Origin of the sequence: Hyphobacterium sp. (assembly GCF_965228115.1) — a bacterium.
GTDB lineage: Bacteria > Pseudomonadota > Alphaproteobacteria > Caulobacterales > Maricaulaceae > Hyphobacterium.
The window spans coordinates 1,110,001-1,125,403 of record NZ_OZ245794.1; the positions used below are offsets into that span (position 1 = coordinate 1,110,001).

The window sequence follows — 15,403 nt, forward strand, 5'->3', positions numbered from 1 at the left end:
TCCCTGATTACCACGCGTTGCTGACGACTAGAACAGACGGCCCTGCTTTTCTTGTGGCGGCGGCGGTTTTTTCCCTGAAGCCTTGCGCCGCATCGGCCCGTCTCCACCTTCCACCACGGCTCCTTTGCGGCCATCGGCCACTTCGATTTCAAGACGCCCGCCTGGCTTCATGCCGGCCGTCGAGCGAACCAACCGCCCGTCTTCATCGCGCACCAGCGCAAAGCCGCGGCTTAAAACCGACTCGTGACCCAGAAGGGCATGCCGGCCAGCCAGTGCTCCAAGCTGCAAACGGCTGGCCGTCAAATATCGCTCGCCCGCGCGGCTCAGACGGGACGCGACCTGTTCCAGCGGAATCCTGCAGCGTTCCAAGGCCTTCGTGGGCGCGGCGCGTTCAAACCGGCGCATGAGCGAAACCAACCGCTCCCGGCCACCACGGGATTGCCGCTCAAGAGCCGCCCGCAAGCGGCCCTCCAGCTTCGACATCTGGCTCGACCGGTTCTGGAGATCCCGGCGTAAAGCTTCCGGCCGCAACACCGCAGCCGCAAGATCCAGCCTTTGACGCGCCGGACCAAACAAGACTGCCGGTGTCGGGAAGGCCCGTGTCGTCGCCCGAAATTCAGCCCGCCTTTGTTCGGACAAACGCATCAGGCCGCGCGTCAGCCGCTCACTTTGACTGCGAACGGCCTGCATCAATTCCGCTCGCACGGGCACCGCCATTTCCGCAGCGCCCGTCGGCGTGGGCGCGCGCCGGTCGGAAGCAAAATCGATCAGCGTGGTATCGGTTTCATGGCCGACCGCAGAAATCAGCGGAATGTCCGAGGCCGCCGCAGCCCGGACTACGTTTTCTTCATTGAAACACCACAGGTCTTCAACCGAGCCGCCGCCACGCGCCACGATCAACACATCGGGCCGGGGCACCGGGCCTGATCCATCTATGGCATTGAAGCCTTCAATGGCCGCGGTGATCTGGGCGGCAGCGCCCTCGCCCTGCACCAGCACGGGCCACAACAAGACATGGCGCGGAAAGCGGTCTTCCAGCCGATGAAGGATGTCGCGGATGACCGCCCCGGTCGGTGACGTCACAACACCGATAACCTGCGGCAAGAACGGGATGGCTCGTTTCTTCGAGGCTTCGAACAGACCTTCTGCGGCAAGCTTCTTCTTGCGTTCTTCTAAAAGGGCCATCAGCGCACCGGCGCCTGCGGGCTCCATGCGTTCAATGATGATCTGGTATTTCGACCGTCCGGGATAGGTCGTCAGCTTGCCTTCGCAGATGACTTCAAGGCCTTCTTCCGGACGGAAATTCAGCCGCGAGACGAGGCCCTTCCACATCACCGCGTCGATAACCGCCTTCTCATCCTTGAGATCGAGATAAGCGTGGCCAGAACGGGCAATTGTCACCCGGCCCAGCTCGCCGCGAACCCGCACATGGCCATAGGCATCCTCGACCGTGCGTTTCAGCGAATTGGCGAGCTCGGAAACGGAAAATTCCGGCGTATTGCTATCGGAAACAGCCATGACCTGTTGGTAAGCGCTTCATCTGGCCGCTGCAACGGCGTTGACAGACTCGCCAACAGCTTCGCGATCCGCTAGCCCGTTTTGCAAGGGAGACAGACATGAAAATCCTGGTTGTCGGCGGCGGAGGCCGCGAACACGCCCTGTGCTGGAAAATCGCCAAAAGCAAACGCGTGGAGGCCCTCTACTGTGCGCCAGGCAATGCCGGGATTGCGCAAGTCGCTGACTGCGTGGATATCGCCGCAGATGATGTGCCGGCGCTCGTCGAATTTTCCATCGAGAACGCCATCGATCTCGTGGTCGTTGGCCCGGAAGCGCCACTGGTAGCCGGCCTGTCCGATCAGCTGCGCGCTATCGGCATTCCGGTCTTCGGGCCGTCCGCCGCCGCCGCCCAGGTCGAGGCTTCGAAGGCCTTCACCAAGGCGCTTTGCGACACGGCCAACATTCCCACCGCCCGCTATGGCAAGTTTACGACGGCTAGAGACGCCAAGGCATATCTCGACACATTGGAAGCCCCTTACGTTTTGAAAGCGGACGGTCTGGCGGCTGGCAAAGGCGTTATCATTGCGGCGTCTCGCGATGAGGCGGAAACCGAGATAGAGGCGATGCTGTCCGGCCGTTTTGGCGACGCTTCCAAGACCCTCGTCATAGAAGAATTCCTGAAAGGCGAAGAAGCTTCTGTCTTTGCACTTTGCGATGGCAAGACGGCCATTCCCATGATCGCCGCTCAGGACCACAAGCGTGCCTTTGACGGCGATAAAGGCCCGAATACAGGCGGCATGGGCGCCTATTCTCCTACCCCCGTGGCCGGCTCAAAGATGATCCGCAAAACCATGGACGAGATCATCATGCCGGCTGTGCGTGCCCTCGAAGCGGCCGGGACGCCTTATTCCGGCGTGCTGTACGCCGGGTTGATGATTGAGGACGGGCAGCCCCGGCTGATCGAATTCAATGCCCGCTTTGGCGATCCGGAATGTCAGATCCTGATGATGCGGATGCTCAGCGATATCGTCCCCTACCTGAAAGCCTGCGCCGATGGCACGCTGGATCAGATGCCGCCGCTCTCCTGGCATGGAAGTGCGGCTGTAACGGTCGTCAAGGCGGCCCGGGGCTATCCTGGCAGCTATGAAAAAGGCACGCCCATCAAAGGCGTCGAAAAAGCCGATGCGATGGATCAGGTGACGGTCTTCCATGCCGGCACAAAACACGGCAGCGAAGGCGAGTTGTTAGCAAATGGCGGCCGGGTTCTGAATGTCACAGCCCGGGGGGGCTCTTATCGCGAGGCGATTGACCGCGCTTATGAAGCGGTTGATCTGATCGATTGGCCTGAAGGTTTTTGCCGCCGCGATATAGGCTGGCGTGCCCTGCAGTCATCGGGCTAATCTGGATAGATCAGGGGAGGACAGGATCATGAAACTTCTAGCCGCTATTCTGGCAATAGCTATCTTGCCGCTCACGGCAGCTGCGCAGGATGACACGACCATTATTCATGCAGGCTGGCTGCTGGCCGTACCGGGTGACGCGCCTGCGGAAAACCAATCCATTGTAATTGTCGGCGAGCGGGTTGACCGCGTTGAAGACGGCTTCATCGAGCTGGACGGTGCCGAAATCATCGACCTGTCAGATCATTATGTCCTGCCGGGCCTGATCGACAGCCATGTCCATTTGCAAGGCGAATTGAACCCCAATCGCCGCTTGCAAAGCGTTACCTATTCCGCTGCCGACTGGGCGATCGCCGGGGTACGAAATGCGCGGACAACCCTGATGGCGGGATTTACAACGGTTCAGGACGTTGGCGGCAATCTGGAAGCGATCGTGGCGCTTCGCGACGGCCAGCGCCGCGGCGATATTATCGGCCCGCGCATGCGCGTTGCCGGCTCGTCTGTGACACCCACCGGCGGCCATGGTGACATCAATGGCTTCAACAATGACCTGATGCATCTCTTCGCCAGCCCCTCAGCCTGTAACGGCCCGGATGATTGCAGGCGCGCCGTACGGGAGCTGATCCGCGCGCGTGTGGATTTGATCAAAATCACGGCAACAGGCGGGGTCCTGTCGCAAACCGCTGCCGGAACCGAACAACAATTCTTCGACGATGAGTTGGCCTCGATTGTAGAATCCGCCCGCATGATGGGACGCTATGTGACGGCGCACGCACATGGCGTGACCGGGGTCAACGCCGCGTTGGAAGCCGGTGTCCACTCGATCGAGCACGGCACCTATCTGGACGACCAGTCGATCCGGCTGTTCCGCGACAATGGGGCCTATCTGGTACCCACAATTCTTGCCGGTGTCACCGTGGCCGAAATCGCGGAAAACTCGGAATGGATGACACCCGAAGTCCGCCAGAAATCAATGGAAGTCGGACCAGCCATGCTGGCCATGGCGCGCCGGGCCCACGAAGGCGGTGTTCAAATTGCGTTTGGAACCGATAGCGGCGTCTCGCGCCATGGCGATAATGCGAGGGAATTTTCCCTTCTGGTTCAAGCGGGTATGACCCCGATGGAAGCGATTACCTCGGCCACCGTCATTGCCTCCGAACATCTGATGATGGCGGACGATATTGGCACCATCGAATCCGGCAAATATGCCGATATCATCGCCGTGTCAGCCAACCCGCTGGATGATGTCAGCGTGCTGGAAACCGTCGATTTTGTGATGCAGGGCGGCGAGGTGTTTTCCAACTGATGACAGATCTGGATGAAACCTTTTCGGGCACAAAAGATGTGGCCGAAAAGTTGCGCTTTGACGAGGCCGGGCTGGCCGCCTGGATGGATGGAAATGTCGAGGAGTTTGCCGGCCCGCTGACGATCACCCAGTTCAAGGGCGGTCAATCCAACCCGACCTACAAGCTGGAAACATCGTCACGGCATTACGTCCTCAGGCGCAAACCGCCCGGCAAGCTTCTGCCGTCTGCGCATGCGGTGGATCGCGAGTTTCGCGTCATGAAGGCGCTGGGTGAAAACGGGTTTCCTGTTCCGAAGATGCATGGCCTGTGCGAGGATGACAGCGTGATCGGCACAGCCTTTTACGTGATGGATTTCATCGATGGCCGAATCTTCTGGGACCCGTATCTGCCGTCAGTAGATCCCGCTGAACGCGCAGCCATTTATGACGCTATGAATGAGACGCTGGCCGCGCTGCACGCTTTTGACCCGGCCAGCATTGGCCTGGGGGACTATGGCAAGCCCGACGCCTATATCGCGCGTCAGATCGCGCGATGGTCAAAACAATACAAAGCCTCGGAAACCCGCCCGATTGCGTCCATGGACCGGTTGATTAACTGGCTGCCAGAGGCCACGCCGGATCAGGACCGGGCCAGCATTGTTCATGGCGATTTCAGGCTGGATAATATGATATTCGCCAAGGATGAGCCGAAAGTCGTCGCCGTGCTGGATTGGGAGCTGTCAACGCTCGGCGATCCGCTGGCAGATTTCACCTATCAACTCATGCAGTGGCGGACGCCCAAGGAGATCCGGAATGGATTCCTCGGCGTTGATTTGACGGACCTGAACATCCCTGGCGAGGCCGCATATATCGAGGCCTATTGCCGCCGGACCGGACGCGAAAACCTGCCACAGATGGACTTTTATTTCGCCTACAATCTCTTCCGGCTCGCCGCTATTGTGCAGGGCGTCTATCACCGCTCGACGCAAGGCAATGCGTCAAACTCGAAAGCGCAAGAATACGGCGCCATGGTCGAGCCCATGGCCGATTATGCCTGGTCTTTCGCCGAGAAGATGGGCGCCTGATCAGCCGACCAGATGCGCCAGGAAAGGTGCCCAGAGCGCCAGCCCCATCAGCGTTTCAAAGCCGACGGCGGCATAATTGTAGCTAGTGCGCGTCTGATAATCTTTGTCATCCGCGACCATAGATAACGCGCGGCCAATGGCCATACCGATCCAGAGCGCACCCATGGCAAATCCGGTGCCCATAAGCGCTGCATCGCTGGCTTGCGCGCGCATCGCGAAGGCCATCAGGATCGCTGCATGCCCAAGGAGAAACGCGCCGCCATAGCTGGCACGAAACTCGGACCAGCCGCCCTTCCAGCGCGGGTCGGGCATGAGACGCACAACCGACGCGCCCCAGCGGGGAACAAGCAGGCTGGCACCGCCCATAAAGCAGCCAATCATTGCCGCCAGTAAAGTCGGAATAAGAACCGGATCCATGATCGGCTCCTGTGTGTCAATTTGTGAAGTCGTCTGCAGGGCTTTACGCGGCAATTAGCCGGTTGGATCAATCACAAAGCTGATCACGGGTAGTGCAAAAGCAATGGCCGCCAGAATCTCAACGAAAATAGAACGATAGTTGTGAGTTGTTCGAACAGCTTCGCCGTCCATTATCAGCGACAGTACCCGGCCAATGGCGGCTCCGCCCCAACCAAAAGCCAAAACTGCCGCAGCACCTATCACGCCCTGACCCATGAACATGGCGACCAGAAAGGCGACATGAAGGAAGAAAAATACCCCGCCAAATGTCGCCCGGAACTCCGCATAGCCATCGGGATGATCCGGGTGCGCCTGCATGCGCACCAGCTTGGCTGCGATTTCGGGCGAAACAAGCGCCGCCAGGCCGAGCCCGGCCCCCAATAAACCGAACACAAGAGCAATCGCGTTGGCAGCAAAGTCCATATCAGGCCTCGTTAGATAAGCGCTTCATCTCCATGCGGGCGATGGCCCTTTCATGCACCTCATCCGGCCCGTCGGCAAGCCGAAGCGTTCGGATTCCAGCATAGGCACCCGCGAGCGGTGTATCGGCGGAGACACCCGCCCCGCCATGAATCTGGATGGCATCATCAATGACCTGCAGCGCGACTCGAGGCGCAGCGACCTTGATCATGGCGATTTCTTTCTGAGCAACCTTGTTGCCGACCGTATCCATCATCCAGGCGGCCTTCAGCGTCAAAAGACGCGCGCTTTCAATATCAATCCGGGCCTTGGCGATGCGGTGATGCCAGACAGATTGATCGGCGACGCGCTTACCAAAAGCCACGCGGCTCATGCCCCTTTTCACCATCAGCTCCAGAGCCCGCTCAGCCGCGCCAATCGTGCGCATGCAGTGATGGATGCGGCCCGGCCCAAGACGCCCTTGCGCGATCTCGAAACCGCGGCCCTCCCCCAGCAACATATTGCTGGCGGGCACCCGTACATCTTTCAGTTCCACTTCCATATGCCCGTGCGGCGCATCATCATAGCCAAAGACCGGAAGGTGCCTTTTGATCGTGATACCGGGTGTTTCAGCCGGAACCAGGATCATGGATTGCTGGCGATATTTATCAGCGTCCGGATCGGTCTTGCCCATCAGGATGTAGATTTTACAGCGCGGATCCCCGGCGCCCGACGACCACCACTTGCGGCCATTGATGACATATTCATCGCCATCCCGCTCGATACGGCACTGGATATTCGTCGCATCGGAAGACGCCACATCCGGCTCGGTCATCAGAAAGGCTGACCGAATCTGTCCGGCCAACAACGGCTCCATCCAGGTCTTTTGATGTTCCGGCGTGCCATAACGCGCCAGCACTTCCATATTTCCGGTATCCGGCGCGGAACAGTTGAACACTTCAGAGGACCACAGAACGCGGCCCATTTCCTCGGCCAGCGGCGCATAATCGAGATTGGTCAGGCCTGCGCCCTTGTCTGATTCCGGTAGAAACAGATTCCAGAGATCGGCCGCTTTGGCTTTTTCTTTTAGCTCTTCGACAATGGGAATCACCTGCCAGCGGTTTTCGCCAAAGGCCGCCAATTGTTGCGCATATGTCGCCTCATTGGGATAAACATGCGCGTCCATAAAGGCGCGCAGCCGGTCGAGATGCTCCTGACAGCGCGGCGAATACGTAAATTCCATTGATAGCTCCCCAAGTCGGCCGATGGCCCAGCGTTTTGCAAACGATCTGACAAGGACTATAGCCGGGTCAATCGATTTAGGGAGAGCTTTCACATCACCTGGCCGCTTATCCTTCTCGCCACCCTGATCACAGCGTTCATTTCCGGCATTTTCGGCATGGCAGGCGGGCTGATCCTGATGGGCGTGCTGGCGCTTTTGCTGCCGGTCTCGGCGGCCATGGTGACGCATGGCGCGATCCAAAGTGTCTCGAATGGCTGGCGGGCGATTCTCTGGCGCAACTTCATCAATTGGCGCGTTCTGTTGATCTATCTAGGCGGATCAATTATCGCGTTTGCGCTCTTGATCGGGCTCTCTTTCGAGCTCTCCAAACCCTGGCTGTTTATTCTGTTGGGGCTTGTCCCCGGACTGATCTGGCTCCCGCGCGACCGGCTAAACCTTGATGCCCGGAAACCGGCCCATGCCGTGTTCTGCGGCTTCTCGGTAACAGGCCTGAATATCGCCGCCGGCGTGTCCGGCCCCCTCCTGGATATCTTCTTCGTGGCCGACGGCATGGACCGGCGGGAGATCGTCGCCACCAAAGCGGCCACTCAAGTCGCGGCGCATTTTGCCAAGATTGCCTTTTACTTGGCACCGGCCTTGACCGCTGGCGCGCTAAACGAATGGCAATGGCTGCTGGCGGCCGCACCGCTCGCGATTATCGGCACGACACTGGGCGCGCGGGTGCTGGCTGTTATGAGCGATGCGGACTTCCGCAAATATACGAAATGGATCGTGACGGGCGTAGGCGCAGTCTACGTGATACGGGGCATCATTCTCCTGATATAGGATGCACCCCATGGAATTGACGCCTGCGGTTCTCGAAAACGATTGGGTCCGGTTGGACCCCATGGAAGAGCGGCATCGCGAGATCCTGCGGCCTGTGGCCAATGAGGAAGACCTGTGGGCGTTGGCGACCATACGTGGCAATGGCGAACACTTCGATAACTGGTTTGATCTGCAACTGGCCGGACAGGCCAAAGGCAATCAGATCAGCCACGCTGTCTATCGCAAATCGACCCAGGAATATGTCGGCCATTCCGCCTTTTTAGCGATTTCGCCCCCCCACGCTCGTGTCGAAATCGGCTGGACCTGGTACACGCGCGGGGCTCGTGGCACAGAGGTCAATCCAGCCGCCAAGCTGGCTTTGCTCGGACGATTATTCGAATGCGGTGCGGAACGCGCCGAGTTGAAAACGCATGGCCGCAACAAGCGCTCGCAAGCGGCGATGAAAAAGATGGGCGCGATCTATGAGGGAACGCAGCGCCAGCACACGCGCACCTGGCGCGGTGATCTGCGCGATACGGTCTGGTTTTCGGTGCTGAAGGATGAATGGCCTGCGGTACGCGACGGGTTGATGGCCAGGCTAACGGGCTAGGCGTATGTCACTTTTTCTTTGGCGGTAACGTCGCAACGAAATCCAATGTTCGACCGGCCCAATCGGCGAGCTCATCGTCGGAGAGATCAGCCGGACCGGCAATTGTCACCCAGCCTTTCATGACCCGGCCGGTCATGTCCATCACGCCCGCGTTTGGCTGCGCCAGCGCATCTTCATATCCATCAGGCCCGACCCGGACATGCATTTCATCACGCGATGTCCCGTAGCTCATATTGCCGTTGATCAGAAAAGCGATGCCGCCGAACATGGCTTTGCGAACCGGTTCCGCCCCTCTGGCGCGCAACTGAGTCTCCATGCGATCGGCCAGATCGGGATTGTAAGCCATGCTATTTCCTTCTCGCGGCGAAGAAGGATTTTAGCAGATTAGCAGCCTGATCTGCCAGAACGCCGCTCTGAACATCCGGCCGCCAATGGCAGGTCGGTTGTTCAAAGAATTTCGGACCGTGCAACACCGCTCCGCCCTTGGGATCGTCCGCCCCGAACACCAGCCGCCGAATACGCGCGAAACTGATCGCCCCGGTGCACATCACACACGGTTCCAGCGTGACATAAAGATCAAGACCATTGAGGCGGTAATTTCCAAGCTTTTCGGCCGCTTTGCGCAAGGCCCGGATTTCCGCATGTCCGGTCGGATCATGATTGGCAATTGGTGCATTGCCCGCAGCAACTATGATCTCGCCGCTGGCCGGATCGACCACCACCGCCCCCACCGGCACTTCGCCAGCTTCAGCTGCCGCTTGCGCCTCGGCCAAGGCCGCGCGCATAAAGGCGATCTCTTGTGCATCCGTCATGGCATGGCGGTAAGCGCCCGCGGCAAAAGGGTCAAGCATTGGCTGACGAAAAGAAAACCGGCGAACGCATCGCTAAAGTTCTGGCGCGCGCGGGCGTGGCCAGCCGGCGTGGCGCGGAAAAGCTGATCGCCGAAGGCCGCGTTTCGGTGAATGGTAAGAAGCTGGACAGCCCGGCGCTGAACGTGACGCCCAAGGATAACATCACGGTCGATGGAAAGCCGGTGGGCGAACCGGAGAAAACCCGACTCTGGCGCTATCACAAGCCGACCGGCCTGGTAACCTCTCACCGCGACCCGGAGGGCCGCGATACGGTGTTTCAGAAAATTCCCAAGGAGCTGGGCCGTGTCATTTCCGTCGGGCGGCTCGATTTGAACTCCGAAGGCCTGCTACTGCTGACCAATAATGGCGAACTCTCACGCGCCCTCGAACTGCCCTCCACCGCCTGGGTTCGCCGCTATCGCGTGCGCGCTTTTGGCCGCGCCGGTGAGGCCGAACTGGAAAAACTGCGCCGGGGCATCACAGCGGAAGGTGTCAAATACGGCCCCATCGAAGCGGAGATCGAACGCGAGCAAGGCGGCAATAAATGGCTGAATGTTGCTTTGCGCGAAGGCAAAAACCGCGAAGTTCGCAAAGCCCTCGCCGCTGTTGGTCTGACCGTAAACCGTTTGATCCGGACGTCTTATGGTCCCTTCCAACTCGGGCATCTCCAGCCCGGCGAGGTCAAAGCTGTGCCAGAGCGTGTGCTCCAGGATCAGTGCGGGCATTTGATGAAAGCCGCCAAGAAATGAGAATTGTTGCCGGGCAATTCAAAGGCCGACCCTTGGCGGCCCCGAAAGGCGCGAATACACGGCCGACCTCGGATAAGGCCCGGCAAGCCCTGTTCAATGTGCTGGAACATGCCGCCTGGGCTCCGCCGCTGGACGGCGCGCGGATTGTGGATCTGTTTGCCGGGTCCGGCGCGCTCGGATTTGAAGCCATGAGCCGCGGCGGAGCCTTCGCTTTGTTCGTTGAGACCGATGCCAGGGCGCGCGGGGCGATCCGCGATAATATCGAAATATTTCAATTGTTTGGAAACACGCGCTTGCATCGCCGCTCCGCCACCGATTTGGGCGAAAAACCCGCCAAGCTCGGAAAACCCTTCAACCTGGTTTTTCTTGATCCGCCCTATGGCAAAGACCTCGCCCCACCGGCCCTGAAAGGCCTGATCGAAGGCGGATGGGTCACGGAGGATGCGCTGGCCGTGCTGGAAGTCGCGGCGGACGAGGCCGTTCCGGATTTGCCGGGTTGGTCACCTGTCGATGAGCGCATCTGGGGCGCGGCGAAGGTGGTGTTCTTAAATCGCGACTAACGCCGACCAAACAGCCGCTCAATATCGGCGAGCTTCAATTCGACATAGGTCGGCCGGCCATGATTGCATTGACCGGAATGAGGCGTGGCTTCCATCTCACGCAGCAGCGCATTCATCTCATCAGAATTGAGCCGGCGGCCCGAGCGCACCGAGCCATGACAGGCCATCGTGCCCACCACTTCTTCCAACTTTTCCTTCAGCGACAGCGCCGCATCGTATTCGGACAACTCATCCGCCAGGTCACGGATCAGACCCTGCACATTCAACTTGCCCAGCAGGGCGGGCACTTCCCGCACCGCGATGGAGTTGGAGCCAAAGCTCTCAATTGCCAAACCGAGTTCAGCCAGTTCGTCGGCGCGCGACAAAACCCGCTCGGCTTCGGCTTGATCGAGATCGACAATTTCCGGCACCAGCAAGGCCTGCTTGGCCACGCCGCTCTTGGCCAGCATGGCTTTCATGCGCTCATAGACCAGGCGCTCATGCGCGGCATGTTGATCCACGATCACCACACCGTCCTGCGTTTGCGCGACAACATAGGTTTCATGCAATTGCGCCCGCGCGACGCCCAGCGGCAAATCGGTGGGCTGGTCGGCGGGAATGGGTTGGCCCGCACCCGCTATCGCGCCCGGCTGAATGAAATCGGCCTCCATCCGCACCGACCGGTCCTCGACCAGCGTGCCTGATTCAGGCGCGACCGGACGGCCCCAGGCCGCCATGCTGGCATAGGGCGAGGCTGGCCCTGCCCCCATCGCGGGCCTGGCCCGGCCCAGCGCATAGTCCGACACCGTCGTCGAGGCGCGGTGGCCTGCGCCCGCCAATGCGTGCCGCAGCGAGCCAACAATCAAGCCTCGAACCAGTCCCGGATCGCGGAACCGGACCTCGGCCTTGGCCGGATGGACATTCACATCCACTTGCCCACCGGGCAGATCGACGAAAAGCGCGACGACCGGATGCCGGTCGCGCGCCAGAAAATCCTGATAGGCCCCCCGCACCGCCCCGCCGAGCAGCTTGTCGCGCACGGGCCGTCCATTGACGAACAGAAATTGGTGCTGCGCCGACCCGCGATTGAACGTGGGCAAAGAGGCCAGCCCGGTGATCCGGACACCCTCGCGCTCCTGATCAATCTCCAGCGCATTCTCACCGAAGTCCCGGCCCAGAATGGCCGAGAGGCGTTTTCGGCGCGCGCCATCGCCGCGCTCTGCGGGCAGCGATATCCGGCTGCGGCCATCGATTGTCAGCGAAAATCCGACATCCGGTCTCGATAAAGCGAGACGCCGGACCGTATCGGCAATGGCATTGCCTTCGGCGCGGTCGGATTTCATGAATTTCAGGCGCGCCGGTGTGGCATAGAAAAGATCGCGAACATCCACGCGCGTGCCGCCCAGGCCGAAGGCCGGAGCCGGTTTAACCTCACCTTTTTTGCCGCCTTCAATGGCAAGTGAGAACGCATCGGCCTGGCCTTTCGCCTGCGTGGTGATCGTCAGCCGCGCAATGGACCCGATGGACGGCAGCGCCTCACCCCTGAAACCCATGGATCCGATATTGAGAAGATCATCCTCTCCGGCCTCATCGACCGGAAGTTTGGAGGTGGCATGGCGTTCCACGCACAGCGCCAGACGTGCTTCATCCATGCCTTCGCCATCATCGGTGACGGTCAGGCGGGCTAGTCCGCCCTTTTCGACATGGATATCAATTTGCCGTGCCCCGGCATCGAGCGCGTTCTCCGCCAGCTCTTTGATTACGCTGGCAGGACGCTCCACAACTTCACCCGCCGCAATGCGGTTGATGGTTTCCGGGCTGAGTCGGCGAATGGTTGTCATCCCGCGAAAGTCGGGATTCGGTCCTGTCAGGTCAAGGAGACGCCTGAATTAGGTGTGGCTAAAGGCCGGGCAACTTACCAATTGTGTTGCGGTCGCGCTCGATCTCGACCTCTCCACCACCTGTCACATTTTCGATGGCCCGCAAGCGCTCTGCCTCTTCCTCGGCATCGATCACGATCGCATCTTCACCAATGCCCTCACGGCCTTCGCCCCAGAACAGGATCTGGTCAGCAAACGCCCTGTCCTTGCGGACGATGGCGGCAGATTCGCCGTCAATAATGGCACGGATAAACGGGTCGGCTTCACCACCGCCAGCGCGGGCCACGAGCAAGGCTTCTCCGTCGGATCCCTGGAAATCTCCCCGCGCACCAAACAGCGCAGCGCGGGCAGCCTGATCCGGGAAAATCTCCTCAGGCCGCGGCTCACCGGGACGCGGCGGACGCAGATTGTATTCCGGCGGCACGGTCAAAGGCGCAATCGTCACAACGCGGAATTCATCCGGCTCCGATGTTCCGCCGCCGAATCCGGCACAGCCCGAAAGGGCGATCGCTGCAGCGGTGACTCCAATAACCGTCAAACATTGGCGCATGGCATTGCTCCTGAGTACGCGTCGAGAGGTTATGTATCGAATAGCGCGGCGCGAGGCTAGCCTGCCCGTCACCTTGAGCCCCGGTCATTCAGCAGAAGATCCAGGATCAAGGCGGCCACACCAATATTGATACACACATCCGCAACATTGAAGACCCAGCCGAACTCAAATCCGAAGGGAAGCGGCAGGTCTGAAAAATCAAGAAAATCAGCAACAGCGCCGTAAATGGCGCGGTCAATGGCATTGCCGATCGCGCCCCCGATAATCAATGCATAGGCACTGGCTTGCAGCCAGCGCAGCGCATCGCGCATCCAGACCACCAGCAAACCGGAAACGGCAAGCGAGAACAGGATCAGCAACCAGGTCTGCCAGACGGCCTGGGCCGGCAGAAAACCAAAACTGATACCGCGGTTCCAGACCATGGTCAGGTGAAAGAAAGAAAACACCTCCACGCGGTCACCGGGCAGCTGATTGATCAGGTCCAACCCATACAGCATCCAGGCTTTAGTGGCCTGATCGAGCGCGATGATGAAGATTGCCAGACCGAAGCCCACTACCGGTATCAATCTGGACCGCCGTCTTTCAAACATATCACTCACTACTCCAGGGTCCCACGCGGGATAAGATGTCAGGGTGTTGCCGCCAGCAACGCGCGCGCTTTATCTGCGTCCCTGGCAATCTGCGCTTTTAGCGCGTCGAGTCCATTGAACTTTTGTTCAGGCCGCAGGAAGGCATGAAACTCGACATCAAGGCCTTCCCCGTAAATATCGCGGGAAAAGTCGAAGAGGTGAACCTCGAGCCGTTCAGTTTCACCCTCGACCGTTGGCCGCTGGCCAACATTGGCCACGCCCGTCAGCTGCACATCATCCAATTGCGCGCGCACGGCATAAACGCCGAATTTCGGCCGCGAATAATCGCCCAGATCGATATTCGCGGTCGGAAACCCGATCGTACGGCCACGTTGATCACCCTGCTGAACAACCCCGCGAACAGTCCAGGGCGTACCCAGCAACGCATTGGCCTGACCTATCTCGCCTTCTGCCAGCAATTGGCGAATCCGGCTGGAGGAGATTTTGCCATCTCTTTCCTGTTTCAATTCGACGCCCGTCACCCCAAACCCGATCTGTTCACCAATGCCGGTGAGGATTTTTACATCCCCGCTGCGGCCTTTCCCGAATTCGAAATCGGCGCCCACAAAAACATGCCGGACATGGGCCCAACCCGTGAGAACCGTTTCGGCGAATTCTCTTGGCATCATGGCTGCCATGCGCGCGTTGAATGGCAGAACGTGAAGCCGGTCAAAGCCCAGCTGGCGAAGCGCATCGGCCTGCTGGCGGTCATCCATCAAGCGGAATGGTGCAGACGACGGTTGGAAATAACGTCTTGGATGCGGATCAAATACCGCTGTGGCAGCAGATATTTCCAGCTCCGCAGCCTTCCTAAGCGCCGCATCCAGCACGACGCGATGACCGAGATGGACGCCATCGAAATTGCCCAGCGCCAACACGCAAGGGGCCAGATCGGCCGTCGGTGCGCCGGTCACAATCTGCATCGGGATCAGCCGGCAGCTTTCTTTTTGCGGGTCCGGACCATGACGGACGCCCGGGCTGACATCACCTCTTTTTCTCCGACACGGCAGCTGCACTGGAGCTCCACCATGCGGGTTTTCAGATCAATGCCGGTGACCTCCGCGCGCGATACGACCGTATCGCCAATGCGGACCGGATGCCGGAAACCCAGGTCCATGCTGACGAATATCGATCCCGGCCCCGGCAACTCATTGCCTAGCAATCCGGAGAGGTAAGACGCAATCAGTGCGCCGTGGGCGATGCGGCCCCGATAGGGCGTTTTTCGTGCAAAGGCTTCGTCCAGATGGAGCGGATTGTGATCGCCCGACACTTCAGCGAAGGCCTGCACCGTTTCATCTTCAACCATGCGCGTTATCTCGGCGGACTGGCCGACATAAAGATCTTCCAAAGGGATCGGTGCTTTCATTTCCTCGCTCCGCCGGATCGATGCGCATCTTTAGACGGCACCGCTGGCCATCTGTCCAGC

Annotated in this window: 17 protein-coding genes and 1 pseudogene; 7 read left to right on the plus strand and 11 right to left on the minus strand. The window is 59.7% G+C overall.

All coding sequences use genetic code 11. The features are described from left to right. Positions 1-27: 27 nt before the first annotated feature. Positions 28-1,518 carry an exodeoxyribonuclease VII large subunit gene (gene xseA / locus ACO079_RS06055; RefSeq protein ID WP_421792549.1) on the minus strand — a complete coding sequence of 497 codons (1,491 nt, stop codon included), beginning with the start codon at positions 1,516-1,518 and terminating at the stop codon, positions 28-30. Positions 1,519-1,616: 98 nt separating this feature from the next. Between xseA and purD the strand changes: the two genes are divergently transcribed. From purD to ACO079_RS06070, 3 genes are read left to right on the plus strand one after another with little or no spacing between them, the layout of a single operon-like run. Continuing rightward, positions 1,617-2,897, plus strand: a complete 1,281-nt coding sequence (purD, locus tag ACO079_RS06060) for a phosphoribosylamine--glycine ligase (protein ID WP_421792551.1) — start codon at positions 1,617-1,619, stop codon at positions 2,895-2,897. 28 nt (positions 2,898-2,925) lie between these two features. Next, positions 2,926-4,203 carry an amidohydrolase family protein gene (locus ACO079_RS06065; protein ID WP_421792552.1) on the plus strand — a complete coding sequence of 426 codons (1,278 nt, stop codon included), beginning with the start codon at positions 2,926-2,928 and terminating at the stop codon, positions 4,201-4,203. After that, entirely contained in the window at positions 4,203-5,267 is a 1,065-nt protein-coding gene (locus ACO079_RS06070; protein ID WP_421792554.1) for a phosphotransferase, read from the plus strand. Before ACO079_RS06065 ends, ACO079_RS06070 begins: the two co-directional genes overlap by 1 nt. Here the strand turns inward: ACO079_RS06070 and ACO079_RS06075 are convergent, their stop codons facing one another. The 3 genes from ACO079_RS06075 to ACO079_RS06085 are packed head-to-tail and all read right to left on the minus strand — an operon-like array spanning position 5,268 to position 7,365. Then, positions 5,268-5,684 (minus strand): hypothetical protein, encoded by a 417-nt coding sequence (locus ACO079_RS06075; RefSeq protein WP_421792556.1) that lies wholly within the window; start codon positions 5,682-5,684, stop codon positions 5,268-5,270. Positions 5,685-5,738: 54 nt separating this feature from the next. Further along, positions 5,739-6,146, minus strand: coding sequence for a DUF4345 family protein (locus tag ACO079_RS06080; RefSeq protein WP_421792557.1), 408 nt, complete (start codon positions 6,144-6,146; stop codon positions 5,739-5,741). 1 nt (position 6,147) lies between these two features. Then, a complete protein-coding gene (locus tag ACO079_RS06085) occupies positions 6,148-7,365 on the minus strand; it encodes an acyl-CoA dehydrogenase family protein (protein ID WP_421792559.1) in 1,218 nt (405 codons plus the stop codon). Between the two features lie 156 nt (positions 7,366-7,521). On the opposite strand from ACO079_RS06085, the gene ACO079_RS06090 reads away from it, so the two are divergent. Then, on the plus strand, positions 7,522-8,190 hold the full coding sequence (locus ACO079_RS06090) for a TSUP family transporter (RefSeq protein WP_421792561.1): 669 nt from the start codon (positions 7,522-7,524) through the stop codon (positions 8,188-8,190). Positions 8,191-8,200: 10 nt separating this feature from the next. Further along, positions 8,201-8,779 (plus strand): GNAT family N-acetyltransferase, encoded by a 579-nt coding sequence (locus ACO079_RS06095; RefSeq protein WP_421792562.1) that lies wholly within the window; start codon positions 8,201-8,203, stop codon positions 8,777-8,779. 7 nt (positions 8,780-8,786) lie between these two features. Here the strand turns inward: ACO079_RS06095 and ACO079_RS06100 are convergent, their stop codons facing one another. Both ACO079_RS06100 and ACO079_RS06105 read right to left on the minus strand, forming a co-directional pair. After that, positions 8,787-9,125, minus strand: a complete 339-nt coding sequence (locus ACO079_RS06100; protein WP_421792563.1) for a TfoX/Sxy family protein — start codon at positions 9,123-9,125, stop codon at positions 8,787-8,789. 1 nt (position 9,126) lies between these two features. After that, positions 9,127-9,591, minus strand: coding sequence for a nucleoside deaminase (locus tag ACO079_RS06105; RefSeq protein WP_421792564.1), 465 nt, complete (start codon positions 9,589-9,591; stop codon positions 9,127-9,129). On the opposite strand from ACO079_RS06105, the pseudogene ACO079_RS06110 reads away from it, so the two are divergent. Both ACO079_RS06110 and rsmD read left to right on the plus strand, forming a co-directional pair. After that, positions 9,585-10,352 (plus strand): annotated as a pseudogene (locus ACO079_RS06110) (pseudouridine synthase); the annotation flags it as partial. The gene ACO079_RS06105 and the pseudogene ACO079_RS06110 sit on opposite strands and share 7 nt — an antisense overlap. Before the next feature lie 23 nt (positions 10,353-10,375). Next, entirely contained in the window at positions 10,376-10,939 is a 564-nt protein-coding gene (gene rsmD / locus ACO079_RS06115) for a 16S rRNA (guanine(966)-N(2))-methyltransferase RsmD (protein WP_421792565.1), read from the plus strand. On the opposite strand, the gene mutL is transcribed toward rsmD, so the two are convergent. The 5 genes from mutL to ACO079_RS06140 form a co-directional block, all read right to left on the minus strand. Continuing rightward, entirely contained in the window at positions 10,936-12,759 is a 1,824-nt protein-coding gene (gene mutL / locus ACO079_RS06120) for a DNA mismatch repair endonuclease MutL (RefSeq protein ID WP_421792566.1), read from the minus strand. The genes rsmD and mutL overlap by 4 nt on opposite strands. Positions 12,760-12,817: 58 nt before the next feature. After that, positions 12,818-13,348, minus strand: coding sequence for a DUF3035 domain-containing protein (locus tag ACO079_RS06125; protein ID WP_421792567.1), 531 nt, complete (start codon positions 13,346-13,348; stop codon positions 12,818-12,820). Between the two features lie 68 nt (positions 13,349-13,416). Continuing rightward, positions 13,417-13,938, minus strand: a complete 522-nt coding sequence (lspA, locus tag ACO079_RS06130) for a signal peptidase II (RefSeq protein ID WP_421792568.1) — start codon at positions 13,936-13,938, stop codon at positions 13,417-13,419. Between the two features lie 38 nt (positions 13,939-13,976). After that, complete coding sequence (locus ACO079_RS06135) at positions 13,977-14,900, minus strand: bifunctional riboflavin kinase/FAD synthetase (RefSeq protein ID WP_421792570.1); 924 nt, start codon at positions 14,898-14,900, stop codon at positions 13,977-13,979. A gap of 5 nt (positions 14,901-14,905) precedes the next feature. Continuing rightward, positions 14,906-15,343 carry a MaoC family dehydratase gene (locus ACO079_RS06140; RefSeq protein ID WP_421792572.1) on the minus strand — a complete coding sequence of 146 codons (438 nt, stop codon included), beginning with the start codon at positions 15,341-15,343 and terminating at the stop codon, positions 14,906-14,908. Between the last annotated feature and the right edge of the window lie 60 nt (positions 15,344-15,403).

Excerpts from the sequence above, each read along its gene's own strand:
- ACO079_RS06090 (WP_421792561.1), top strand. The coding sequence starts at position 7,522 with ATGGCAGGCGGGCTGATCCTGATGGGCGTGCTGGCGCTTTTGCTGCCG.
- ACO079_RS06100 (WP_421792563.1), bottom strand. The coding sequence starts at position 9,125 with ATGGCTTACAATCCCGATCTGGCCGATCGCATGGAGACTCAGTTGCGC.
- xseA (WP_421792549.1), bottom strand. The coding sequence starts at position 1,518 with ATGGCTGTTTCCGATAGCAATACGCCGGAATTTTCCGTTTCCGAGCTC.
- ACO079_RS06075 (WP_421792556.1), bottom strand. The coding sequence starts at position 5,684 with ATGGATCCGGTTCTTATTCCGACTTTACTGGCGGCAATGATTGGCTGC.
- ACO079_RS06085 (WP_421792559.1), bottom strand. The coding sequence starts at position 7,365 with ATGGAATTTACGTATTCGCCGCGCTGTCAGGAGCATCTCGACCGGCTG.
- ACO079_RS06140 (WP_421792572.1), bottom strand. The coding sequence starts at position 15,343 with ATGAAAGCACCGATCCCTTTGGAAGATCTTTATGTCGGCCAGTCCGCC.
- ACO079_RS06105 (WP_421792564.1), bottom strand. The coding sequence starts at position 9,591 with ATGACGGATGCACAAGAGATCGCCTTTATGCGCGCGGCCTTGGCCGAG.
- ACO079_RS06095 (WP_421792562.1), top strand. The coding sequence starts at position 8,201 with ATGGAATTGACGCCTGCGGTTCTCGAAAACGATTGGGTCCGGTTGGAC.
- mutL (WP_421792566.1), bottom strand. The coding sequence starts at position 12,759 with ATGACAACCATTCGCCGACTCAGCCCGGAAACCATCAACCGCATTGCG.
- ACO079_RS06125 (WP_421792567.1), bottom strand. The coding sequence starts at position 13,348 with ATGCGCCAATGTTTGACGGTTATTGGAGTCACCGCTGCAGCGATCGCC.
- ACO079_RS06070 (WP_421792554.1), top strand. The coding sequence starts at position 4,203 with ATGACAGATCTGGATGAAACCTTTTCGGGCACAAAAGATGTGGCCGAA.
- ACO079_RS06065 (WP_421792552.1), top strand. The coding sequence starts at position 2,926 with ATGAAACTTCTAGCCGCTATTCTGGCAATAGCTATCTTGCCGCTCACG.
- lspA (WP_421792568.1), bottom strand. The coding sequence starts at position 13,938 with ATGTTTGAAAGACGGCGGTCCAGATTGATACCGGTAGTGGGCTTCGGT.
- ACO079_RS06080 (WP_421792557.1), bottom strand. The coding sequence starts at position 6,146 with ATGGACTTTGCTGCCAACGCGATTGCTCTTGTGTTCGGTTTATTGGGG.
- rsmD (WP_421792565.1), top strand. The coding sequence starts at position 10,376 with ATGAGAATTGTTGCCGGGCAATTCAAAGGCCGACCCTTGGCGGCCCCG.
- ACO079_RS06135 (WP_421792570.1), bottom strand. The coding sequence starts at position 14,900 with ATGCAGATTGTGACCGGCGCACCGACGGCCGATCTGGCCCCTTGCGTG.
- purD (WP_421792551.1), top strand. The coding sequence starts at position 1,617 with ATGAAAATCCTGGTTGTCGGCGGCGGAGGCCGCGAACACGCCCTGTGC.